The sequence below is a fragment of the Paenibacillus sp. P32E genome (genome assembly GCF_001909085.1).
Taxonomy (GTDB): domain Bacteria; phylum Bacillota; class Bacilli; order Paenibacillales; family Paenibacillaceae; genus Paenibacillus_AQ; species Paenibacillus_AQ helianthi.
The window spans coordinates 29278-52664 of record NZ_LVYY01000023.1 but is presented as its reverse complement, the minus strand read 5'-3'; the positions used below and the strand labels follow the sequence as shown (position 1 = coordinate 52664).

General features: G+C 50.6%; 20 protein-coding genes. All 20 read right to left on the bottom strand.

Going from position 1 to position 23387, the window contains the following annotated elements; genetic code table 11:
* Positions 1–43 precede the first annotated feature (43 nt).
* The 20 genes from A3848_RS19775 to A3848_RS19680 all read right to left on the bottom strand — a co-directional run bounded on the left by A3848_RS19775 (position 44) and on the right by A3848_RS19680 (position 23273).
* Positions 44–886 carry a M50 family metallopeptidase gene (locus A3848_RS19775; RefSeq protein WP_074086588.1) on the bottom strand — a complete coding sequence of 281 codons (843 nt, stop codon included), beginning with the start codon at positions 884–886 and terminating at the stop codon, positions 44–46.
* On the bottom strand, positions 879–1775 hold the full coding sequence (locus A3848_RS19770) for a M23 family metallopeptidase (RefSeq protein ID WP_083606959.1): 897 nt from the start codon (positions 1773–1775) through the stop codon (positions 879–881). Before A3848_RS19770 ends, A3848_RS19775 begins: the two co-directional genes overlap by 8 nt.
* 220 nt (positions 1776–1995) lie before the next feature.
* Positions 1996–2790 carry a septum site-determining protein MinD gene (gene minD / locus A3848_RS19765; RefSeq protein WP_074086586.1) on the bottom strand — a complete coding sequence of 265 codons (795 nt, stop codon included), beginning with the start codon at positions 2788–2790 and terminating at the stop codon, positions 1996–1998.
* Between the two features lie 5 nt (positions 2791–2795).
* Positions 2796–3455, bottom strand: a complete 660-nt coding sequence (gene minC, locus A3848_RS19760; protein ID WP_074086585.1) for a septum site-determining protein MinC — start codon at positions 3453–3455, stop codon at positions 2796–2798.
* An 81-nt stretch (positions 3456–3536) separates the two neighbouring features.
* Positions 3537–4067 (bottom strand): rod shape-determining protein MreD, encoded by a 531-nt coding sequence (mreD, locus tag A3848_RS19755; RefSeq protein ID WP_083606960.1) that lies wholly within the window; start codon positions 4065–4067, stop codon positions 3537–3539.
* On the bottom strand, positions 4067–4945 hold the full coding sequence (mreC, locus tag A3848_RS19750; protein WP_074086584.1) for a rod shape-determining protein MreC: 879 nt from the start codon (positions 4943–4945) through the stop codon (positions 4067–4069). The genes mreD and mreC overlap by 1 nt, the downstream gene beginning before the upstream one ends.
* Before the next feature lie 57 nt (positions 4946–5002).
* Entirely contained in the window at positions 5003–6037 is a 1035-nt protein-coding gene (locus A3848_RS19745) for a rod shape-determining protein (RefSeq protein ID WP_074086583.1), read from the bottom strand.
* A gap of 40 nt (positions 6038–6077) precedes the next feature.
* Entirely contained in the window at positions 6078–6767 is a 690-nt protein-coding gene (gene radC, locus A3848_RS19740; RefSeq protein WP_074086582.1) for a RadC family protein, read from the bottom strand.
* 15 nt (positions 6768–6782) lie between these two features.
* Positions 6783–7397 carry a Maf family protein gene (locus A3848_RS19735; protein ID WP_074086581.1) on the bottom strand — a complete coding sequence of 205 codons (615 nt, stop codon included), beginning with the start codon at positions 7395–7397 and terminating at the stop codon, positions 6783–6785.
* Positions 7398–7432: 35 nt separating this feature from the next.
* A complete protein-coding gene (locus A3848_RS19730) occupies positions 7433–7678 on the bottom strand; it encodes a DUF4321 domain-containing protein (protein WP_074086580.1) in 246 nt (81 codons plus the stop codon).
* A 287-nt stretch (positions 7679–7965) separates the two neighbouring features.
* Positions 7966–9132: an SPOR domain-containing protein gene (locus A3848_RS19725; RefSeq protein ID WP_074086579.1), complete on the bottom strand. Its 1167-nt coding sequence runs from the start codon at positions 9130–9132 to the stop codon at positions 7966–7968.
* A gap of 76 nt (positions 9133–9208) precedes the next feature.
* Positions 9209–10381 carry a glycosyltransferase gene (locus tag A3848_RS19720; RefSeq protein WP_074086578.1) on the bottom strand — a complete coding sequence of 391 codons (1173 nt, stop codon included), beginning with the start codon at positions 10379–10381 and terminating at the stop codon, positions 9209–9211.
* Positions 10382–10573: 192 nt separating this feature from the next.
* On the bottom strand, positions 10574–11755 hold the full coding sequence (locus A3848_RS19715) for a glycosyltransferase family 4 protein (RefSeq protein ID WP_074086577.1): 1182 nt from the start codon (positions 11753–11755) through the stop codon (positions 10574–10576).
* 201 nt (positions 11756–11956) lie between these two features.
* A complete protein-coding gene (locus tag A3848_RS19710; protein WP_178382042.1) occupies positions 11957–13141 on the bottom strand; it encodes a GGDEF domain-containing protein in 1185 nt (394 codons plus the stop codon).
* 43 nt (positions 13142–13184) lie between these two features.
* Positions 13185–14345, bottom strand: coding sequence for a GGDEF domain-containing protein (locus A3848_RS19705; RefSeq protein WP_074086575.1), 1161 nt, complete (start codon positions 14343–14345; stop codon positions 13185–13187).
* Between the two features lie 139 nt (positions 14346–14484).
* Positions 14485–15861, bottom strand: coding sequence for a UDP-N-acetylmuramate--L-alanine ligase (murC, locus tag A3848_RS19700; RefSeq protein WP_074086574.1), 1377 nt, complete (start codon positions 15859–15861; stop codon positions 14485–14487).
* A 7-nt stretch (positions 15862–15868) separates the two neighbouring features.
* Entirely contained in the window at positions 15869–17245 is a 1377-nt protein-coding gene (locus A3848_RS19695; protein WP_074086573.1) for a bifunctional folylpolyglutamate synthase/dihydrofolate synthase, read from the bottom strand.
* A 6-nt stretch (positions 17246–17251) separates the two neighbouring features.
* Entirely contained in the window at positions 17252–19888 is a 2637-nt protein-coding gene (locus A3848_RS19690; protein ID WP_074086601.1) for a valine--tRNA ligase, read from the bottom strand.
* 561 nt (positions 19889–20449) lie between these two features.
* A complete protein-coding gene (locus A3848_RS32420) occupies positions 20450–21718 on the bottom strand; it encodes a LysM peptidoglycan-binding domain-containing protein (protein WP_083606962.1) in 1269 nt (422 codons plus the stop codon).
* A gap of 139 nt (positions 21719–21857) precedes the next feature.
* Entirely contained in the window at positions 21858–23273 is a 1416-nt protein-coding gene (locus A3848_RS19680; protein ID WP_074086571.1) for a glycosyltransferase family 4 protein, read from the bottom strand.
* Positions 23274–23387: the final 114 nt, after the last annotated feature.

The following is a 23387-nucleotide window of genomic DNA, read 5'->3' as shown; positions in this document are numbered from 1 at the left end:
ATCTTCCACTGTCCATTACTAGCTGGACGTTTCATGTCCACATTTACATTCCAAAATAAGAAGAGATCAATTTCTGCTCCGGCACAACGGCCACTATGGTCTTTTCTTCATTCATTACATAGATAAAATGATAATGGTTACGTTTAAATAGACGCAATATATCATCCAAAGGTTTCGCGGAAAAGGCAACTATCGGACGCACCGCGCTTCCCGACTGCCGGTAACGTTCATAAACCGCCTCCCTGTTCATCAAAAAAGAGACAAACCGATACGGTAAATTGCGCTGATCCGTAATGTTCGAATAAAGAAGAAACGCACCGATCATCAGGAGATTCAGACGGAGCCCTCCGCCCGTACCCAGCGGCAGGATGGAGTACAACACCACCAGCAGACTCGCCGCGATGCTCACTCTGCCACACCATAGTAATGTGACATAATAGGGAAGCAGCAGACTAAGCGTCGCCTGAAATATTTTCCCGCCATCCAGAGGGAGTACCGGCAGCAGATTAAACAGACCGATAATGGCATTGGCTTGTATGAAATAAGCCAGGAAGCCGCTGCTTCCATATCCAGCCTGCTGGAGACCATAGGCCATCAATATCAGCAACAGATTCTGCAAAGGTCCGGCAACCGCAATGCCTATCTCCCGGGTCGCGTTAAGCCGTCCATGATCCTCCATTACCGCTACCCCACCAAAAGGAAGCAGCTGTATGGATTTCACGTGTACCCCGCAGAGCAGCGCAGCACACACATGTCCCAACTCGTGGATGAATACAATGGTGAACAACGTCAACAGCTCCAGGAACTGTCCTGTGATCACGGAGAGCAGCATAATCAGAACGAATAGGGGATGCAGCGACAATTCAATACCTCTGATCCTAATCAAACGATACCACTTCAGCGGGATCAATATAAGTCTTGTCTTTCATAATTGCAAAAAAAAGCAGGGGTACAGAAGCATTCTCCTGTTCCTCAAGCCAGCCAATGGTATCTCCGCTCTGAACCCAATCATCCGCAGCCAGCTTCGTTCCGCTTAGATGCCCATATTCAGCCGTTACATCTCCGGTATGCCGTACCGTAATCCGTATTCCGCCCTCTGCTTCTTTGGCAACGGACAAAACGCGTCCTGTATCTACACTTTTCACCGTGAGTGAACTGTTTGAATTTACTGCTGGCATAATCTCCACACCCTTTAATGTTGCTGCAAAAGGACGGACAATGCTTCCCTCAAGCGGAGCATTCAGGTCATGAGCAGCAGTCACTTTTTCGGCTGGAGGATTCTTATCACCAAAAATCGGAATAAACGCCGGCGCTCCGCTGAAATGCTCTTCATACCAAACCTCAGCGGCGGCAAAGTCCATATCCCGGGTGAGGGCATCGGCAATAAACACCTGCACTTTCAGCGCCCAGGGCTGTTGAACGTTGAAGATCCCCCATACAGCACCAAACACAACGAGGCTCGCAATAGTCTTCCGCATAAAGCCCGAAGCAAACCCTGGCTTGTCTCCTCCGCCTTCATCCACCCAGTTATTACGCCGCTGCTTCCACATGGCCTCAGGATCGGGCTCAGGAATCTTGGAAAAATCATGGGAGGCTCCTTCTCCCCATTCCTTGAAGGTTGTTGTCTGGTCAGGCAGTGCGAACAGCGGTGGTACCGCTGCCTTCTGCGAAGCATCATCCTGCTCCAGCAGGTTGCGGATACGCTGTTTGCGGCGGCCTTTAATATCTGATTTCTGTTCCATATCGATCCCTCCGGCGGGCTTGTTTACTTTCATTTTATGAACGTCGCAGGCTGCTTTAGAACAAGCCCCGGCCGGACGGGTACAGAAATGGGATGAATGGTATTTAGCTGGAGACTTATTGTCGGCATTCCTGAAAGTTGTTAGCGTACATCCTATAAAATTCCTTAAGGTTCGAAGCAAAAATCCCGCCGCAGACTACTCTGCAGACGGGATCTTTGCTGACTCTTGGTACTACTTAGACTATGATTCCGCTTCAGCCCATACCGAAGAACTTCTTCAGCTTCTTGAAGGTACCTGGCTTCCGGTCAAGCTGCATCAGTGGTACCGCATCACCCAGGATACGCCGGGCGATATTGCGGTAAGCGATTGCCGCTGCCGAATCAGGGTTCATTACAGTTGGCTCTCCGCTGTTCGCCGCCTTGATAACCAGTTCATCATCAGGAACAATACCGATCAAATCAATATTCAGTACCTGCAGAATATCCTCAATATCAAGCATATCCCCTGATTTCACAAGTCCCGGCCGAATCCGGTTAACTACCAGTTTCGGCGACTCTACATGGGATTGCTCCAAAAGGCCGATAATCCGGTCCGCATCCCGTACCGCGGCATGCTCCGGAGTAGTCACGACAATGGCCTTGTCTGCCCCGGCAATAGCATTACGGAACCCATGCTCGATTCCAGCGGGACAATCAATCAGGATGTATTCGTATTCCTTCTTGAGTTCAAGAATAATATCCTTTACCTGCTCTGGTGTAACAGAGGTCTTGTCTTTGGTCTGCGCTGCAGGCAGCATGTACAGTTCATCAAAACGCTTGTCCTTCACCAGTGCCTGGTTCAGGCGGCAGCGTCCTTCCGCTACATCCACAAGATCATATATGATGCGGTTCTCCAGCCCCATAACTACATCCAGATTCCGAAGTCCAATGTCGGTATCGACCAGACATACTTTTTTGCCCTGCAATGCAAGCGCGGTGCCAATATTGGCCGTTGTGGTTGTTTTGCCAACTCCGCCTTTGCCCGAGGTTACGACAATCGCTTCTCCCATGGAGGCTACACCCCTTTAAACACATTTAAACCCTGACGTAATTTGACTATATTATGAATTTTGTCGATCTGCATAGCACCGCTCGATAAATAGGCAAATTCCATGCTGCTCTCACGGGTACCCCATTCATCTGGCGGGCGGCTAATGACATCGGCAATCCGCAGTTGTGTAGGTGACAGCAAAGATGCAGCAATAATTGCCTCCTGGTTGCCATCTACTCCGGCATGAGCCATTCCGCGGAGCGCTCCGAGAATATAAATATCACCCGTACAGGTAATCGACCCTCCGGGATTCACATCACCCAAAAACAGAAGATTTCCTTCATGATGCAGCACTTGGCCCGAGCGAAGCATGCCACTGATCAGAAACAGTGCATCACTGTCCTTCTCACCGGGTTCCTCCAACGCTTCTACAGAACGGATCAGCAGATTGCCCTGGCTCTTCAGAATGTTGAGAATGGCTTCTTTATCTTCTTCAGTCACGGGACGGCTGCCCAGCTTAATGTCCACATGCACAATCGGTCCGGTCAATATATTCTGATGGCTGTGCTCCAGCTTATAGCGAAGTTCACTTAAGAGATCTTCAAAGGGACACTTGTCGTCTAGCAGGAATACCAGGCCATCCTTGATGCCCTTGATCCTTACATGCTTGGATTGTACTGTCATATGCCTGTCCCCCCATTCTCATTCATTCGTGCCGGGCCAGGCAAATTCCTTCTTTCCCATGTAAGAAAATGCAGTCCGGCTTCACGCCGCCTCTTCCTTGCGGGTCTCTTTCTTCAGCAGTTCAATCTGCCTCCGGAGAGGAACATAAAGGAGCAGGGCGATAGCAAAATGAAATAACATGGTAGGCAGCATGTGATGCAGCAATGCCCAGTTATAAGGAACCTGGCCTAAATTAAATACACTGTAAATGGCAAAAAGCACACTATCCTCAAGCAGGCTGCCCAGCAGCACCACCGTCATCATCAGCGGCAGCGGGGCGCGCGGAATCTGAAATATCAGGCCAATCAGATAAGCGGACAACCCCATTGCGAACGAATGGGCACCAAGAATCCTGCCGTAAAAGACCACATCGTGCAGCATACCGAAAGACAAGCCAAGAATAAGTGCCGTATGTCGGTGATGGTATACTGTCACAAACAGTATGACGATAAAAACGAGATTAGGAATAATCCGCATCTCCCAGGCATTTGGAAGCAACCAGGGCATTATCGTGCCTTCAACAATAAATAATAGAAATAATAACAGAATTAATACGGATCTGCGCATCTTCACTATTCGGCACGCTCCTGCGTAAAGACAACGAAGAGTTCCTTCCAGTCCTGGAATCCTGCCGCCGGCTTAATGATTGCAGTAGAAGTCAACCCGTATTCTCCTACCTTAACACTCTCAACTGTTCCGATGGACATTCCGCGCGGGTATATTCCCCCAATACCTGAAGATATGATGGTATCACCTTTGACTACCGGATTTCCAACAGGGATCTTGTTCATGATGAGCATCCCGGATTGCTGGTCGTAGGATTCAATCATTCCGAAGGTCGTCCCTTCCTTGTTGAAGACAGTCGCCGCAATTGGAGGCTGGGAGTTGGGATCATTGAGATCCATCATGGTCATCAGCTTCACCGTGGAAGTGAAATTGCTTACTTTGCTGATTACGCCAACCAGTCCCTCCACAGAGGTGACGGACATATTCAGCTTAATTCCATCCTTAGCACCAAGGTCAATAACCAGCGTGTTGTTGCTCGGCTCTGTGGTCAGACTGACCACATTAGCGATCCGGTAGTCATATTTGTACAAATTCTTCTGAGCATTCGTAAACTTAAGATCGATTTGATATCGATCGTATTGTGCCTTGATGAAGTTATACTGCGCTTTATCCCTGGCGTATTGAGCAGCAACGATTTTGAGCTGCTCATTCTCCTCAGCCAGGTCATGCAGATTTCCGATATCTTGGAACAAGCCCGCTACATATCCAGCGGGCTTGTAGAACAAATTCTGCACAAAACCAGTCGTATCTCTCAGGAAATTCTCCGGCCAAGACAAGGATTTTCTCGTCCCCAGACTGAATCCCATAACAACGATAAACATGACCAGTGTGATCAATAATATGAACAGACGTTTATTGTTAAACAGTTTAAACAGTTTCAACACCCTCTAACAAACGTATTTCTCCCATATTAGGGGTTGACGTTCACAAGCATATACAATTTAGCGCTTGGAGCGGAGGCCTGAGCTGCTGCGGCTCTTGAAGAGATGAATATTCTCCAGGGCTTTGCCTGTTCCAATAGCTACACAATCCAGCGGGTTCTCAGCGACAATGACCGGCATACCAGTCTCACGGGCCAGCAACTTATCCAGGTTCCGCAGCAGAGCGCCGCCGCCGGTAAGTACAATTCCCCGATCCATAATATCAGCAGCGAGTTCAGGTGGACATTTCTCCAGTGTTACCTTTACAGCCTCGACAATGGCATTTACGGTATCCGATAATGCTTCGCAGATCTCATCTGAGGTAATGGTCAACGTCTTAGGCAGACCGGTCACGAGGTCACGTCCGCGGATCTCCATGGTTTCGGTCTTCTCCAGAGGCAGAGCAGAGCCCACATCCATCTTGAGCTGCTCGGAGGTACGTTCCCCGATCATGAGATTATATTGGCGCTTGATGTATTGAATGATGGATTCATCCGCTTCGTCGCCGGCAACCCGAACAGACCGGCTGGTCACGATACCGCCAAGGGAGATAACAGCCACTTCAGTAGTCCCTCCGCCAATATCGACAACCATACTGCCTGTAGGCTCCCATACCGGAAGATCTGCACCAATGGCAGCTGCAAAAGGTTCCTCGATAATATAGGCCTCACGAGCACCCGCCTGCTTGGTAGCATCCTCAACAGCACGCTGCTCCACAGCTGTGATGCCGGACGGTACGCACACCATTACATTTGGATGGCGCTGGAACATCGAGCGCTGTTTCTGCGCCTGACGGATAAAATATTTGATCATAGTTGCCGTGGTATCAAAATCAGCAATTACTCCATCCTTCATTGGACGAATGGCACGGATATTTCCCGGCGTACGGCCGATCATTTTTTTGGCAGATTCGCCAACGGCTTCAATGGTCTTAGTATCTGTATTAATGGCCACAACGGAAGGCTCTCTGACAACAATCCCCTTACCGCGTACATAGACAAGCGTATTCGCTGTCCCCAGGTCAATTCCTAAATCTTTCGTAAAACCACCTAACATGCTTGTATTCTCCTTTTCCTTGTATCTCTGGACAATTGTATTACATAAAACCTTTTTCCTTCAAACTTACAAAACTGCTGTCTCCAATAATCAGGTGATCCAGCACATCGATCCCGACAATCTCCCCGGCCTGAAGCAATCTTGAGGTTAAGGAGATGTCCTCCGGACTGGGCGTAGGATCACCGCTCGGATGATTATGTGCGCATATGATAGCTGCGCTGCTGCATTTCATAGCTGCCCTGAACACCTCACGGGGATGCACAATGGAGGCGTTGAGGCTACCCATGGATAATGTCTCCTGCGCAATAACATGATTTTTCGTATTCAGAAAGAGGCAGACAAAATGCTCCTTCTGCAGATAACGCAGCTGCTCGGTTAATATCTCCGCCGCATCCTGTGGAGAGCGGATAATGACCGGATCGGTCAGCCGGGAATTCGCCATTCGTCTTCCCAGCTCTATGCCAGCTTTGAGTTGCACCGCCTTGGCAGGGCCGATGCCTTTGATATTCGTCAGTTCTTCAATGCTCAGGTCCGCCAGCCCGCGAAGACTGCCTGCCTGTCCCAGAATCCGCTGGGCAATATGAATAGCCGATTCTGCCCGCGTACCTGTACGCAGCAGGATGGCCAGCAGCTCTGCTTGACTTAGTGATTCTGCCCCATAATGCATCATGCGCTCTCGTGGTCGTTCTTCATGGGGGAGGTCCCGCAGCATTAATAATTGCGACTCCATCCCTATCCCTCTTTCCTAATCCGATCCTTGAAGGCCAAGCACTGAGATGCCAAAATCGGACAACATCTCCCCAAGCAGTGACAGCGGCAATCCGACCACGTTAAAATAACAGCCTTCAATCCGTTCCACCAGGGTGGCGCCCAGCCCTTGGATCGCATAGGAGCCAGCCTTATCGGCAGGCTCTCCGGTCGCTATGTAAGCGGAGATTTCATCCAAGCTCATCGCTCTCATGGTTACAGAGGTTACCCGGTGCCGGACTACAGTCTTCTCTTCAGGCAACCCTATGCAGGCTACTCCGGTATACACCTGGTGTGTCCGGCCCTGCAGCAGCTTAAGCATGGCTCTGCTGTCCTGCGGGTCCAACGGCTTGCCGAGCACTTGGCCGTCCAGTACCACGATTGTGTCACTGCCAACGATAACGGATGCACGTTCACCAGCAGATGACAGGACTGCCTCCGCTTTGCGGAGCGCGAGACTGCGCACAATATCCTCAGGTGCAAGACCTGGAGCCGTGCTCTCATCCGCATCGCTCGAGATCACCTTAAAGGGCAAGCCCAGCAGCGTTAGCAGTTCCCGGCGGCGCGGAGAACCGGAGGCAAGAATAATCTGTCGTGAGTTGTCATGCTCCACTGTAGTAGCGTCCCTTCTGAAGTGAACAGCGAATGCTATAGTCTCCGGTAGAGCCAAAGGGCCGTAATAATTCCTGCAAGACTGAGCAGACACAATTTCAAATGAATAGTGATGTCGTAAGTTATGATGTCCAAATCGGCTTGCGGCGACCATTTGAGTACAGTCGAGGCTGTAAGAAAAGACAAAGCTTTTACAGGTTCCAGCAGTTTGGCGATCCACGCCCCGGCTAGCCAGCCCAGAATTAGAAATAACAGCAGTATTCCCACATTTTTCTTCTTCATCTAAGTCTTCCCTCGCCATTTTTTGACACCCTAATTATTATACGGTGAAACGGAGTTCAATACAAACGTAAAATCCGGTACGGAAATGATTACCACTTCCCCAATGGAATTCATAGCTGTATGCCAATCATTGGTATGTTATATAGCACATCTGTATCGGCTGGGACCTGCGAAATAGACTACATAGCATCAGTGAATCATTCAGCTCCCCAAAATAACAGTACTCCCCCGCCCGGCAGATTGCCGGAATCGGGGGAGTACTGTTTCTAATTCATGAAAAGAAGCATTTAGGTCAGGGCTGCCAGCAGGCTCTTCTGACCGGTGAGGAAACTCATCATGGCCTCCTGCACCTCCCACAACAAACCTTGAGCTTGGTTCTTGTTATACTCGTTCAGCGCGGAAATCCCCTGGCTCATAGATTTCTCCAGCCCGGCACAAAGCTTTTGAGCTTCAGCGGGCAGGCCCGGCTCCAATGCTTTGACCGCTTCGGTCCACTGCATATGAAGTGTACTGACCTCTGTACTCTCCGCAGCCTCTTCCTGCCCGCTTAGTTCGGCCGCGGAGAGCCTGCTGAGCTCACCCAGCAGCTTCCCGCTGGCAGCGAAGTAGTTATTCACAGTTTCTGCTTGCCCGGTGTAAGCGGCTTCTGCCGCTGCAGGGAGTGAAACCTCCCTAACATATAGCTCAATACCCTGGTTCTTCAGACCGCTGCTGAGGAGCTTGGCCTGCTCACGGTCCGGCGACATTCCCGCATATACCCGGTTGCCGTCAGCCGGATCGAGACCGGCTGCAAGTCCTGCATCCAGCAGTTCCTGACGGGCCTGCTCTGCTCCTGCCGGAGTGCTGAACACACCGTACTGCAGGAGATAATAGGTCTGTGCTGCAACCTGTACAGAAATGGGGTTCACTCCCGCATTTTTGCTTATATCCTGCGGCAGAACAGCAGTTGTACCCTTACCTTCCTGCACAGCAGAGTTAACTCTCGGCGTGTTGGAACTGCCTGTAAGGCTTCCGCCGCCTATAAAAGACAAGGCAGCATATCCAAGTAGAATGCCGATCCCCAAGGCTCCGGCTATGGATAGGGCTAGCTTCCACCAATAGGAGGGACGGCGGGTATGGTAGGAACCTCCAAAGCCACTCCCTAGAGCGGAAAGGTCACTATAGTGCTCCGTCTCCGTTGCCCAGGCTGTAGCATAGTTGCGTTCCTCCTGGTCCACTTCATGCTCCTGTGCCGGAACAAGAGCAAACTGCGGTTCCCCCTCCCATAAATCAGGCGCATGACCGGATGGAAAAAAATGCGATTTGGGTTTTTCGAAGGTCCCCATTCCGTCACGCTGCTCTATTTCCGTGTAATCTCTGGCAGTACCCAGCCCGGCTCCTGATCTGCGCTCGTTTGATTCAGGTTTCTTGCTGTTATCCACTTCAAACTTGAACGTCATTCTTCCGTTACTCAAAGCACACACCTCACTATCGTCTATTCTATAAGGAAATATATGATAGACGAGAGATGGATATGCTATGTTGATATAATTACACGAGGCTTAGTACTTTGGCCTGAACTTTCTTCATCTCATAGTGATTTACCAGCGTCCGGTAAGCACGGTCAGCGATAAGGGAGCCAAGCTCGGGGGACTGAAGCAGTTTGATTGCATGTTCGGCCATAGCAACAGTGGTACCGGCCAGCAATATATTCCGCCCGTGCTCACAGTTTAGCGCCTCCGCACCTCTAAGGCTGGTTACTACCGGAGTCCGGAGTGCCCAAGCTTCCAGAATCTTTTTCTGACTGTGGCTGCCTTCACGCAAATATACCAAGACTGCCTTGGACCGGCGTATGTATTCAGCAGCTTGTCCGGGTTCTTCAATAACCTTCACGGAAGAATCCGCTCTGGAGAGGGCCAGCACCTCGGGATGTACTGCGCTGCTTACAATATAGCATTGAACATCAGGTACCTCGGCCCGGATCAACGGGTAAATTTTCTTATGAAACAACATGACGGCGTTCTTGCCTTGAACAGTATGCATGTCCCAGTGAAGCATGATGCCGTTCTCTTTGCATACCGGATCGGTAAATTGATACTCCTGCAGATTCACAAATGGAGGTACAACGTGTACCTTGCCTGCATTGGCAAAAGACAGTGCCTTAAATGACAAGGCATCCCACTCGCTGGCGGCCAGCAGCAGACCGGTTTTGCTCATCAGCTTCCGCTCATCGTGCCGGACCCGGGCCTCGTTTATTTTGCGGTAATGATGCCTGATCTTACGCTGGACAGTCCCTTCCCTTTCCACAGTCCTGCTCACGGTTCTCTGGGCATCCGTAACAATGACTGCACCGGGAAGCAAGGTAGCAATCAGGTCGATAAAGTTGCCCAGCAGACTGTGGGATATAAATACATGACTGTAGGCGTGCTGGCTGCAGAGTTCCTTAATCTCCGTCCGCAGTTCTTTTCCGGCGTCATGGGAGGTTTGGGAACGGAGCCTGTCCAGCGGACGCAGCAGTGTTCTCCGGGGATCAACGGCCTTACCTGCCCGGTGGAGGGTAAGCGCAGGACTAAAATTAGCAAACCGCTCCCGGGCTCCCGGGCAATACTCCAAAAGGTCGATATCAAATTTCTCCAAAAGGATCACAAGAAAACTTTCTGTCCGAAGCTCCGCTCCCTCACTGCATTGATTATGGGCTGAAAGGAACAGCATTCTTTCTCTCATGGCTCTGTCTCCTTGATAATCTATGAAATACTTCAGTCGTCATGTGCAGATATTTGCGCAGAAAAAAAGCAAGCGGATGACATCCCGCCGCTTTTCATGAAACTTTAGATGTAGAACAATAGTACCGTATTCCCTCGCGAAATATTGTCGATTTATGGAGTAAAAAATTCTTTTTTTGAAAAACGATACCATTCAGACCAAACTCAGCAGCTTCTCCCGTACACTTTCGGCCTCATAATTGGCAATCAATGTTTGATAAGCCCGGTCCGCCAGCACTATTCCGCGTTCATGATCCTGAAGAAGCTGAATCACACTGTCCGCAAAGGTTGCGGGATCATCGGCAATCATAATGTTCCGGGAATGCTCATAGAGCAATCCTTCTGCTCCTTTCGTGGTTGAGACGACGGGTGTCTTCAACGCCCAGGCCTCCAGAATTTTCAGGCGGGTGCCGCTTCCCTCCAGCAAGGGCGCAATTACAACTTGAGCTTTACGCACATAATCTGCAACACTGTCGACATAACCGGTGATCACAATCGAAGGGTCATTTTCAGCCAATGCTGCGACCTCCGGGTGTACATCCCTGCCCACGATATACCACTTAATCCCCGGCACCTTCAATTTGATGAGCGGGTAAATCTCACGGTTGAAATACGTTGCTGCGTTAATATTCGGAAAGTAGTTCATATTACCCGGTAAAATAATCCACTGCTCTTTGGGAGTTTTCACATTAGCCAGATAGTCGCCCATACGGATAAAGTTGGGAATCACATGGACTTTATGCGAATTCCCGAGAGAAAGTGCTTTGAATGCCAGTCCATCCTGTTCCGAAGTGGTCAGCAGCAGGTTCGTTTTGTCCATCAGCTTAAGCTCATCCCGCTTCGTCCATACGGCATTGAGAGTATAAAACAGTTTCGCTGCACCTTTCTTCCCCGCTGCCAGCTGTCCGGAGAGTCCACTCTCGAAATTGTGGGCATCTGTGGTGATTACAGCCTCAGGTAGTGCTTCACGCACGATATCAATGCAGCTTCCAAGCAGGCTATGGGATATAAAGATATGACTGTAGCTGTTCTCACGGCACAACCCCATAATCTTGCTGCGCATATCTACATCCACATGACTCATGTAGGAACTGTTGCGCCATTTATATAGGGAACGAAGCATAGCTTTACGGTAATTCATTGTTCGCTCTACTTCGTACATTGCAAGTCCCTGCGTTTCCGACTTCTCCGCTGAAGACTTTGTGTTGCTGTAAGTAAGCAGATCCACATCATATTTGGCCAGTAAAATATTCAGTATATTTCCAGTTCTCAGCTTGCCGCCGCTGTCCTGGGGAAAAGGATTTTCTGCGGATATGAATAGCAATTTCTCCCTCATTGTTTTCGTCTCCTACTCTCCAATAGTCTGATATCTATCTACTTCGTGAAGTATTTAAGATATATTACCCCAATTTGCACCGTTTTTTTGTCGTTTCATGTATTTTCCAAAAATAATTTTCAAAAAATGGATTTCCACACCAAAAAGCGCTCCTGCCCCGGCTGAGGTGAAAGAACGCTCCTGTTATTGTTGTTATTTAGGTTACGAACTCCCAGGGGTTTCCCGGCTTCGCACCACTCGGTTTCTTCCTTGCTGCTTAGCTTGATACAACGCCGCATCGCTTAGTCTGTACAGTGTATTCAAAGGAACCCGCTCCCCCGAGTGGACCGTGATGATGCCGATGCTCACCGTGTAAGGCATCGGAATGCCATCGATCACAGCATCCAGCACACAGCGGCGCAACTGTTCGGCGGTTCTTCCACTGGTTTCCTCATCCGAGCAATGCAGCAAAACAGCGAATTCCTCACCGCCAAATCTGCCGAACAGGTCGCTATCACCAAGCTGGCCCTGTATTTTACGGGAAAAATCCCCTAGCACCTTGTCCCCGGTATCATGTCCGTAAGTATCATTCACATTCTTGAAATGATCGATATCGAGTAATAGAAAAGAAAAGGGGATATTCCCTTTGGCCAAATCGGCAATCTTGGAGCGGGCACGCTGTACAAATGATCTGCGGTTAAGGATTCCGGTCAGTTCATCGAAGGTGGCGACCCTTTCCAGCTCCGCATAGGATTGTTCGCGGGACAGAAGCATGAATCCTGAAGTGCCCAGGAACATCAGCAAATACACACCGATATAGTACAGGGTTTGAAGGATTTCCGGAGCAAAGGAGTTTCTAGCCGCCGGCGTATAGAATGTTAAGGCTGCCCGCCCCAGCAAAGTCAGGATCACTATTCCATAGAGCAGGCCCATCATTTCCTGCAAAGGTGTTTTTTTGCCTTTTATCCCTAGGATGTAAGCTGGATACACTATAAACAACACCCCGGACAGCGTTGCCGAGGCGATGTGCAGTGGCTTGTCAGGATACAGAATATAAATAAGCAGCAGGGAAAGAGCGGACAATCCCGCCAGGGAAAAATAATAGGTTCTGACCCGGCCCGAATAGGCCCCCAGCAGTTTCAGGAGGGAAAAGGCTTCCACCGTGCCTGCCGCCAAGCTCAGGAGGACGTTAAGCGGAAGAGTGAACCGGAGGCCAAGGAAGTCCTCTTGCATCAGGAGCAGCACGATAACCAGTTGAAGAAGCTTTGCCGCCACAAACAGTCCGGTGGTTCTATCTTTTGACTGGCGTGAACGGTAAGCTATAACAAGAAGGACTGTAAATAAATTCCCGAAAAATAGACAAACCAGCAGTGTATTCAGATCCAGATGGACGGCTATCAAACTCACTCCTTGGTGGTGGAACCCTATGTATGCCGCTATCCCGGCCATTCTAACCAGACCGTACTACACGGTTTCGGCCTAGCTGCTTCGCCTGATACAACGCCTGGTCACTAAGCTTATACAACATGTTCAGGGAAGTGAGGGGGCCCGGAAGGACTGTAACGATACCAATACTGACTGTGTACTCCCCGGGATATGTAAAGCTGGAGGCACCCTCCTCCACGGCTTGCCTTAGCTGCTCAGCCCTGCAACCGCTGTCTTCTTCGTCAAGTCCGCAGAGTAAAACGGCAAATTCCTCTCCGCCTACTCTGCCGAACAGATCAAAGGTTTTGAGATTGCTCTGGATGGTGAACACGAAATCCTGCAGAACTGCATCGCCAACGTCGTGGCCCTTTGTATCATTCACTCTTTTAAAATGATCAAGATCCAGCAGCAGCAGAGAGTAAAATTCCTGTTTCTTCACTGCATAGGCCAGTTTCTGTTCCGCTTCCTGCATAAAAGTCCTGCGCCCCAGGATTCCAGTCAACCCGTCATAGGTTGCCATTCTTTTTAACTTCTCATAAGTGTGTTCATTGGATAAAAGAATAAAAGCTGACGAACTTACAATCAGCAAAAAGAACATGCCCAGAAAATATAAATACTGCGGCAGGTTGGGCGAGAGCGCTCCCATACCGGGTTCCAGAAACAGCGCAGTCATCGACCGGATCAACATCACCACCGCAAAAAGGAAAAAAATGAAGCCCATCAGTCCCTGCAGAGGCGAGCCTTTTCGATTCTTCATCAAACGGAAGGCAGGATAAACCATAAACAGCACCGCCCACAGCGACGTGGTGGCTACCCGTATATTCGGTCTGTTATAAAACAAGGCAACACTTCCGTAGCTGATCACACTGCAAACGGAGATTGTCCAATAATACAACTTAGCTTTGCGTCCAAACAGCCCCGTCATCAGAAGAAGCGCAGCAATCTCCAAGCCTCCCCCGGCTAGAATCAGAGCGTTACTAAGAGGTATTGCTATATAGCGGGGCATCACATTCCATAACAGGAACGAGGACCAATAGGCCACTTGCAGCCATTTCGCAGCTATAAACAGGGTGGAGGCTTTGTCTCTGGACGAATGAAGACGATAGAAGCTTGTAAGCAAAGCCGTAAACAGATTTCCAAAGATAAATAGATATAACAGTGTTCGGATATCAAGCTGTACAGCCATAAGTCACACCACCATGTGCGGGGGAATAGATAAATGCTTGTCCTATTACAAGCAAAAACGGTATAGCCGTCCCTTTAGTATAAAGAGCGGTATCCGTTTCTGCGTAAAATGTGCAAATATTAGATTGTAGGCTTCAGGCTCAGTGTTTTTTCAGTTCCTCTGCCAGTGCGTACCCAACCTTCCAAATGTCTCCCGCTCCCATCGTAATCACGAGATCACCTGGAGCAATCCGGCCCTGCAAGTCAGCTAATACAGCTTCCTTGGTCGGCAGATGTCTTGCGCTGGCATTGCTGTTCTGAACAATTAATTCCACCAGCTTGGCGGAACTGACACCTTCGATCTGCTTCTCTCCGGCCGGTGAATAAATGTCAGTGAGAATCACTTCATCGGCTTCACTGAACGCACGGCTGAAGGCATCCAGCAGGAAAAAGGTCCGTGTATAGCGCTGGGGCTGGAATACGGCAATAATCCGTTTGCCCGTTGCCTTGGCTGCGCTGATGGTTGCCTGAATTTCTGTAGGATGATGCGCATAATCATCGATGACAAGAATATCATTGATCTCCCCGAGCACTTGAAAGCGGCGTTTGGCGCCATGGAATTTCACGATGGACTCTGCGATCGCCTGGAATGGAATTCCGGCTTTCAGACAGGCAATCACTGCTGCCATGGAGTTGTACAGATTGTATTTTCCGGGTATGGACAGCTCAATGCGTCCCAGCACCGTACTGCCAAAATTCATGGTATAGGCCACCTGCCGGTCACCTAAAACGATGTCCGTCGCAATGTAATCTGCTACACCCGAATGAATGCCGTAGGTGATGACGCTGCCTTTGACCTCAGGCAACAGCGAGGTTGCTGTTTCATCATCCGCACATACAATCGCCGTACCGTCCTCACGCATCTGATTCATGAATTGAACGTAAGCAGCCTTCAAGCGGCCAAAATCACCCCCGTAATTCTCCAGATGATCCGCTTCAATGTTCGTTACGATCCCCAGCCAAGGATGGTACTGCAGGAAGGAGCCATCGCTCTCATCCGCTTCGGCCACGACGTACTCCCCTTGTCCGGCCTTGGCATTCGTGCCGACATTCATAATTTCCCCACCGATAATATAAGTAGGGTCCACTCCGCAATCTTCCATAATCAACGCAATCATGGAAGAGGTCGTGGTTTTGCCATGCGCACCGGCAATGGCTACGCCCTTGCGTTCATTCAGCAGCCGGGCCAGCATTTGCGAGCGGTGCAGGACCGGAATCTTGAGCCGTTCCGCTTCTACCCATTCCACATTATCACTTGAAAGGGCCGTGGAGTATACGACAAGATCCGCGCCTTTTACTTGCTCGGCTGTATGTCCAATATACACTTTGGCGCCTTTGGCTATTAATTTCTCGGTCAGTTCCTGAGCCACCACGTCGGAGCCCGTTACCGTATATCCCATTTCCAGCATTACCCGGGCAATCGCGCTCATACCATAGCCGCCGATCCCTATAAAATGCACACGTTCAGTAGTATCCAACAGTTCGTCACCAGCCTTTTTCAGAATTGGGTTGCCGTAAAAGCGTACTGCGCACATCAGAAATCAAATACAGCGTTCCGGAGACGACTGCAAGGTCTTTCTCCGCTGTGATCGACTGCAGAAGCTGCAGCGCCCTACCCCAATCATGTTCTACTATAATTACCAAATTTTCTTTGGCATATTTCTCCCGCAGACGTTCTGCGATAGCCTGCAGATCTTCCGCGTCCATTTTCTTCCGGAAATCCGGTTCGGTCAGGATGAGCGTATCCACTATAGGCAGTATATGCTTGAAGTATGACTCATGATGCTTATTTGCCAGCATCCCCATGAGCAAATTTAATTGATTGTACTTGTAAAACTGCGGCAAGCTTTTGGCCAGACTCTCCGCACCTTCGGGGTTATGTGCCCCATCCAGCACGATCCGCGGCGAAGAATGCACTTCCTCGAGTCTTCCCGCCCAAAAGGTGCTGCGGAAGCCTTGCTGCACATCCTCGTCTTCCAGCATAAAAGCCATGTATTGACGCAAGACCTCCAGCGCCATCATCGCTCCGGCTGCATTACTGAGCTGGTGCTCGCCCTTCATTGCGATGTCAAGCTCAAGCGAACGGAAAGGACCCTTGAAGGAAAAAGACTGCAGGCCTTCCTTGAATGTAGCGTTGCTGTAGCTAAAATCATCTCCGGCAAGGTAGAGTGTGGACCTGCTGGCAGCAGCTTTTGCCTTGAGTACTGCGATTGCTTCCGGCTGGCTGACACAGCTGACGGCAGGAACACCCGGTTTGATGATCCCGGCTTTTTCACCCGCAATCTCTTCTACAGTATCCCCCAGAACATCGGTGTGATCGTGACCGACATTTGTAATGATAGACACAATCGGGGTTACAATATTCGTTACATCCAGCCTTCCCCCAAGACCAGTCTCCCATACGACAACATCGGGGTAGCAGACTTCCGCATAATAGAGAATGGCCAGAGCGGTAGCAACTTCAAACATTGTGGGTGAGCCCAGCTCAGTCTGTGCAATCTCTTCGACCAGCGGATGCAGCTTGTTCGCAAGCTCTGCCAGCACCTCTTCAGGAATATCCGTTCCATTGTACTGAAAACGGTTCGTGAATTTGGTGATGTAAGGGGACGTGAAGGTGCCCACGCTGTACCCGCTGTTCATGAGTACACTGGTCAAAAATGCACAGGTCGAGCCTTTGCCGTTCGTACCCGCCACATGAATGAATTTCAGCTTGCGCTGGGGCTGGCCCAGTAACTCCATCAGCCGTTCAATCCGTTCCAGGCCTGGGCGGATGCCGAAAGGAATCAGGCCGTTAATCCAATCCACTGATTCTGTATAAGAACTTAAGGGAGCGGTTCCGCCGCTCCCGATCCACTCATCCATAGTCGATTATCCTCTCAGCTCTGCGATGCGGGCTAGCACTTTTTCACGTTTGGCAGAGTAATCCGCCTGCTTTGCCCGTTCCTCTTCGATGACTTTAGCTGGCGCTTTGGCAACAAAGCCCTGATTGCCGAGCTTCTTCTCCACGCGCTCTACTTCGCTGTTTAGAAGTTGCACTTCTTTTTCCAGTCGGGTAATCTCTTGTTCGATATCAATCAGACCTGCAAGCGGCAGCAGCAGCTCTGCTCCCGTAATCACAGCGGACATGACCTTATCCGGTGTTTGCGGATTAAGGCCTGCCTCGAAGGAAGAGGTGTTACAGAAACGCCCAATGTAGTTATCGTTGCGGGCGATAATGCTTAGTGTTTCTTCGCTCGCGGCTTTGATGATCAGCTCTACCTTTTTGCTCATCGGAACGTTGACTTCAGCACGGACATTGCGGACCGCACGGATCACATCCATCAGCAGGTTCATTTCCGCCACAGCCTGTGGCTGCTCCAGTGCAGCTTCGTACTTCGGCCATTCGGCCAGCATAATGGTATCCCCTTCATGCGGCAGATGCTGCCAGATTTCCTCAGTGATGAACGGCATGAACGGATGAATCAGACGCAGCGTACGGTCAAGCACATAGGCAAGCACTGATTGAGTCTTAGCCTTGGCCGCAGCATCCTCACCATACAGCGTAAGCTTGGAGAACTCGATGTACCAGTCGCATAGGTCATCCCAGATGAAGTTGTACAAGAGACGGCCGGTCTCGCCATACTCGTACGCGTCAATTAGACGCGTAATATCACGAGAAGTTTCGTTCAAACGATGTAAAATCCAGCGGTCTGCTGTCGAAAGCTCACCCGTAATGTCAATATCTGCAAAGTTTACGCCCTCCAGATTCATGAGCGCAAAGCGCGAGGCATTCCATATTTTGTTGGCAAAGTTACGGGCCTGCTCGACCTTCTCAATACGGAAACGAAGATCCTGGCCGGCGGTGATACCCGTGGAAATCATATAACGCATGGCATCCGCGCCATATTGTTCAATAACATCCAGCGGATCAATCCCGTTACCGAGCGACTTGGACATTTTGCGTCCTTCTGCATCTCGTACCAAACCATGTATCAGCACATCGGAGAACGGCTTCTTCCCTGTAAATTCAAGCGCGCTGAAGATCATCCGGGCTACCCAGAAATAGATAATATCGTAAGCGGTAACCAGCACATTGTTCGGAAAATAACGCTGATAGTCGCTGCTGTTCTCATCCGGCCAGCCCATTGTGGCAAACGGCCACAGATTGGAGCTGAACCAGGTGTCAAGAACGTCCTCATCCTGCTTCAAGTCATCAAGTCCGCTGATTTCGCGGGCTTCCTCTTCGGTATCTGCTACAAATACTTCACCCGTAGATTCCGAGTACCATGCCGGAATGCGGTGTCCCCACCACAGCTGGCGTGAAATACACCAGTCACGCACATTTTCAATCCAGTTCAAATAGGTTTTCTCAAAACGCTCCGTAACGAAGTTAACTCCGGACCCATCCTTTTGTGCGGCGATGGCTGCCTCGGCCAGCGGCTTCATCTTTACAAACCACTGGGTGGACAGATAAGGCTCAACTACGGCTCCTGAACGTTCGCTGTGTCCAACCTGGTGTACATGGTCTTCAATGGACACCAGAACGCCCTGTTCCTTGAGGTCCGCGACGATATTCTTGCGGCATTCACTACGATCCTGGCCCTGGTAAGGGCCGGCTTCTTCGTTCATCGTCCCGCTCTCATCCATCACATTGATCTGCGGCAGATTGTGGCGCAGTCCCACCTCGTAATCGTTCGGGTCATGGGCCGGGGTGATCTTCACAGCCCCGCTGCCGAATTCCTTATCAACATAATCATCGGCAATAATCGGGATCTCTCTTCCAATGATCGGCAGAATCAGCGTTTTGCCAATAAGATCTTTATAACGTTCATCCTTAGGATGTACCGCTACCGCTGTATCGCCAAGCATGGTTTCCGGACGTGTGGTTGCTACCGTAATGAAGCCGGTGCCGTCTTTAAGCGGGTAACGAAGGTGATACAGATGTCCGTTAACTTCCTTATATTCCACTTCGATATCAGACAAAGCCGTACGTGCGGCCGGGTCCCAGTTAATAATCCGTTTCCCTCGGTAGATCAGGCCTTTGCGGTACAGCTCAACAAAGACTTGGCGTACCCCTTTGGTCAATCCTTCGTCCAGAGTAAACCTCTCGCGCGAATAGTCCAGAGACAGCCCCATTTTGGCCCATTGTTCATGAATGGTCTCGGCATACTGGTCCTTCCAGGACCATACCTGCTCCAGGAATTTCTCACGTCCCAAGTCATGCCGGGAAATGCCCTGCTGGCGCAGCTTCTGCTCCACCTTCGTCTGGGTCGCGATACCTGCATGGTCTGTTCCCGGCAGCCATAGCGTATCGAAGCCCTGCATCCGCTTCGTGCGGATCAGAATATCCTGCAGCGTGAAATCGAGCGCATGCCCGATATGCAGCATGCCCGTCACATTCGGCGGGGGAATAACAATACTGTAGGCTTCTGCTTCCGGACGTTTACCGGCTTCAAAGAAGCCATGCTCCATCCAGTAAGCATACCATTTCTGCTCTGCCGCCTTCGGATCATATGTGGTCGGCATATCGCTTTGTTTGCTGCTTGGCGCTTGTGGCTGTTCCGCATCCTGCAAATCAGTCAGCTCAGCCGTTCTGTTCTTGTGGTCAGCCATAGTTGAACCCTCCATTTGAATAACAAGTTATAAACACAAAAAGACCCTTCGTCTCAAAGGACGAAAGGTCATTCTTTCGCGGTACCACCTTTGTTTCGCACTATACAAAAAATAAACCCTCGCCCCGGTTCCTCACGGTTCCAAAAGCTTAGCGCGACACTCATGCAGATAACGGCTGCGTCCGGCCACATCCTACCCTGTGCATCACATCTGCGCAACAGGCTTAGAAGGGCGACTCCGGGGCGACTTCGGGGGCTGCATCCTGCGGAAATTCACAGCAACTACAAATTCCGCTCTCTGAAGGGCTAACCGCCTACTCTTCCCGTTCCCAGTCTTTTGATTTTACTTAATCCCATAATACATTCAGTACTATTCCTAGTCAACCAGCATATGCACAACTGCGATTCATATACTATACCCCATCCCACGCAAAAATCCCGGCCGCACCCGGCCGGGACTCTTACTTAAGCCATCTCAGGGGATGTACAATACCTGACCTTCCTCTACATTCTGTCCGGAGAGTCGGTTGTACATCACCAATTCCCTTGTACTTAGCTGATATTTCTCTGCAATCGTGTCCAATGTTTCTTCCCGCTGGACAATGCAGAGCCGGACTTTGCGGAACAAGTCCGCGCTGCCCCGGCCCCCGATGAACCGGCTTTTCCATTCTGTATTATTACCGGTATCCGGTGCTGCTGCTGGCGGTGCCGGCGCCGGGGCATGCTGTTCCTCCTGTTCCTTCCGGGCCCGGCTGGAGCTGAGAAGGGAAGAGAATGTAAGCTGCTCCCGTTCTTCTTCCTTCGGTTCTTTTTTGCTGCCAAGACCAATTTTCAGGTCAGGTTTCTCCTCGGATACAGGCTCTACATCGGGAGATGCAAAAGCCCCATTGTTCTCATTCTCCTGCTGGGGTTCTGCTACAGCTTCAGCTTCATCCGGCAAGCTTGCTGCCTTCTCCACAGCTTCCGCGAGGTGTGGAGGCTCTTCCTGATACACAGAATGGATCTCTAGAGCTGGCTCACCCGCCTTTGCCTCCAGGACATCATAACCGGTATGAGCATCGAGACTGTGAGTCCGGACTTTGGCTTCCTTGTCCTTTGGCTGTGGCTCAGCTACTGCGGCAGGCTGGTTGTAACCCTCCTCTGCCGGAAGCTCCGAATTCGGCAGAGGAGCCGAAGCCTCGACACCGACAGCATTGCCATGCCCGCTTCCTTGATCATGTGCCGTAATGTCAGTTGCTCCTTCGCCATAGGTCCAGAGCGAATTCTCATAGAGTGCATCATTCTCATGCTCAATCTTGTCAGCAGGAGCTACCTCTAACCGCTCCTCATCTTCAGCAGAATAAGCTACTGTATATTCCTCCTGCTGCCAGGCTGGCTGCGTATCACCGCTCCCGATTCCGCGCAAGGATAGTACGCCTGTGATATTGACTGTACGCATCGTAAGCAGGTCAATATCAAAATTCTCGATCTCCACCCCTATGTCTTCAAGCGAGCTGACCCGTGTCAGCGGAACTGTGATTTCTACGGGAATCGCATGTTCCAAACGCTGGGTCCGGTCATCTTCTCCTCGGTAGAGCCCGGTAAGCAGCAATTGACCATACAGCTCGGCACGGTCCTCCCGCTGAATTACCTGGATGTCCGGGATCAGCTCAACCTCTTCCAGCTCAGCGATTCCCGGAAGTTCTGCAGGCAGATGAATGCGTTCATAAATATCAAACCGCAAGCCGTGGGACTGGTCAAACACGGGAAATGTCCTCCTTCTTGGCATAATCTAACCCTGAGACAAGCCCAGAGCATAAGCCCAAAATGTTACTCCCCTCATGTATATGCTTAAATCCGTAAGGCATGACAACTTTGGACACAGCCTATACCAGGGAATGCCTCTACTCTTTGAGAGCCATTTGGGCATCAGGAATGCAATAATCCTGCGGAAGCCCCTCACGCAGAGCATGAGCCAGCGGACGGTCAGGGGGCATATGTTCCAAAATATCGGCAGGATGAAATGCCTGAGGTAGTCTAATACGCCCCTCACCTTTATTGAACCTTCTGGGAGCGGGATAACTACTCTGCCCATGCTGCATCGACAGGGCTTCATGATACGCCTTCAGTGTCCCCGCTGCCATACCATCCAGTGTACGGTTATGCTCAGCCCAGCTACGGGCCTGCTTCCCTGTCCGCAGCCGCAGTTCGTCATCTTGAAGCAACTGTTCCAGCTGCACCGCCAGTGCCATGGAATCCTCAGCCGGTACGACAAATCCTGTGACCCCTTGCTGCACCATTTCCGGCATCCCCGCCGTTCCGGCTACAACCGGCGCAATTCCGGCAAGCTGAGCCTCCGTCACCGAAAAAGGCTGTGTGTCCTGCAGGCTGGGCTGCACATAAATATCCGCGGCGGTCAGTGCAGCTGGAATATTGTCCATTTTCCCGGTGAAAAATACCCGCCCCTGCATTCCCTGGTCCAGCACCTGCGCCTGCAATTCTTCTGTAAGGCTGCCAATTCCGGAAATTGCACATACCCAGTCCTGACGGCTGTGCTGCAGAATTCCCAGAGCCGCAATCAGCACATGTACTCCTTTGATATATTCGAGACGTCCGGCGTACATAATTACTTTGAGTCCGTCTCCAAACTTAAGCGGGGCCGGGAGCGCTGCCTTCGCGTCGTACTGCTTCACATCAATTCCATACGGCAGTATACGAATTGGTGCTTCACCCGCATCCTGCCGGTTCACCAGCCTTGCTATCCAGTCCGAAGAAACCAGAATAAGGTCAGAGGACCGGACCCCCATTCCCTCGAGCCGGCGGAAATACCGCCAGATCGCCCGTTTTTCATACTCTTTTCGGGTAAGCGCCGGTTCGAGGCCTTTATATTCAAAATAGGATTCATACGCCAGCGCTCCGTGAAAGCTCGAGACCAGAGGCTTACGCACCTTCATGATCCGCCGGAGAGCATAGGCAGAAATAGGGTCCTGCGCATGGATCACATCATACTTCTCCAGACCGAGAACCGCTGCCCCGCCTTCAAAGACGTACCGGCCCAGCTCAAAGCTGAAGATACCATGCTCCAGATGCAGATGGGGAAACCGGTCCTTATCGAGCTGTGGCAGCAGCACGTTATAGAGAGTTTTTTTGTCAAAGGAAATTCCCTGGTCCAGCAGATACAGCGTATGATCTTCTGCACGGCTTCCCATCAGCGTAACCTCATGTCCATACTCATTCAGCTTGTCAGCCAGCTGCTTCATATATGTCCAAATCCCGCCCATATTCGTAAGCCCCCAATAGGTGACCAGCAGTATCTTCATCCGCTTCTCTCCCCGGTTCCAAAAATAAAACGAACAAAATATTATATGAACTTCCCCCATGCCGGGACATGGACAAATGGCGAATTTTCTAAAATAACTTTTAATCACAACCCG

Coding starts and splice junctions, on each gene's coding strand:
- A3848_RS19690 (WP_074086601.1), bottom strand. CDS start 19,888: ATGCCGACCACATATGATCCGAAGGCGGCAGAGCAGAAATGGTATGCT.
- minD (WP_074086586.1), bottom strand. CDS start 2,790: ATGGGAGAAGCGATTGTCGTAACCTCGGGCAAAGGCGGAGTTGGCAAA.
- A3848_RS19705 (WP_074086575.1), bottom strand. CDS start 14,345: ATGGCTGTACAGCTTGATATCCGAACACTGTTATATCTATTTATCTTT.
- radC (WP_074086582.1), bottom strand. CDS start 6,767: ATGGAGTCGCAATTATTAATGCTGCGGGACCTCCCCCATGAAGAACGA.
- A3848_RS19680 (WP_074086571.1), bottom strand. CDS start 23,273: ATGAAGATACTGCTGGTCACCTATTGGGGGCTTACGAATATGGGCGGG.
- A3848_RS19730 (WP_074086580.1), bottom strand. CDS start 7,678: ATGAAGAAGAAAAATGTGGGAATACTGCTGTTATTTCTAATTCTGGGC.
- A3848_RS19770 (WP_083606959.1), bottom strand. CDS start 1,775: ATGAAAGTAAACAAGCCCGCCGGAGGGATCGATATGGAACAGAAATCA.
- A3848_RS19695 (WP_074086573.1), bottom strand. CDS start 17,245: ATGGATGAGTGGATCGGGAGCGGCGGAACCGCTCCCTTAAGTTCTTAT.
- minC (WP_074086585.1), bottom strand. CDS start 3,455: ATGACAGTACAATCCAAGCATGTAAGGATCAAGGGCATCAAGGATGGC.
- A3848_RS19720 (WP_074086578.1), bottom strand. CDS start 10,381: ATGAGAGAAAGAATGCTGTTCCTTTCAGCCCATAATCAATGCAGTGAG.
- A3848_RS19715 (WP_074086577.1), bottom strand. CDS start 11,755: ATGAGGGAGAAATTGCTATTCATATCCGCAGAAAATCCTTTTCCCCAG.
- A3848_RS19745 (WP_074086583.1), bottom strand. CDS start 6,037: ATGTTAGGTGGTTTTACGAAAGATTTAGGAATTGACCTGGGGACAGCG.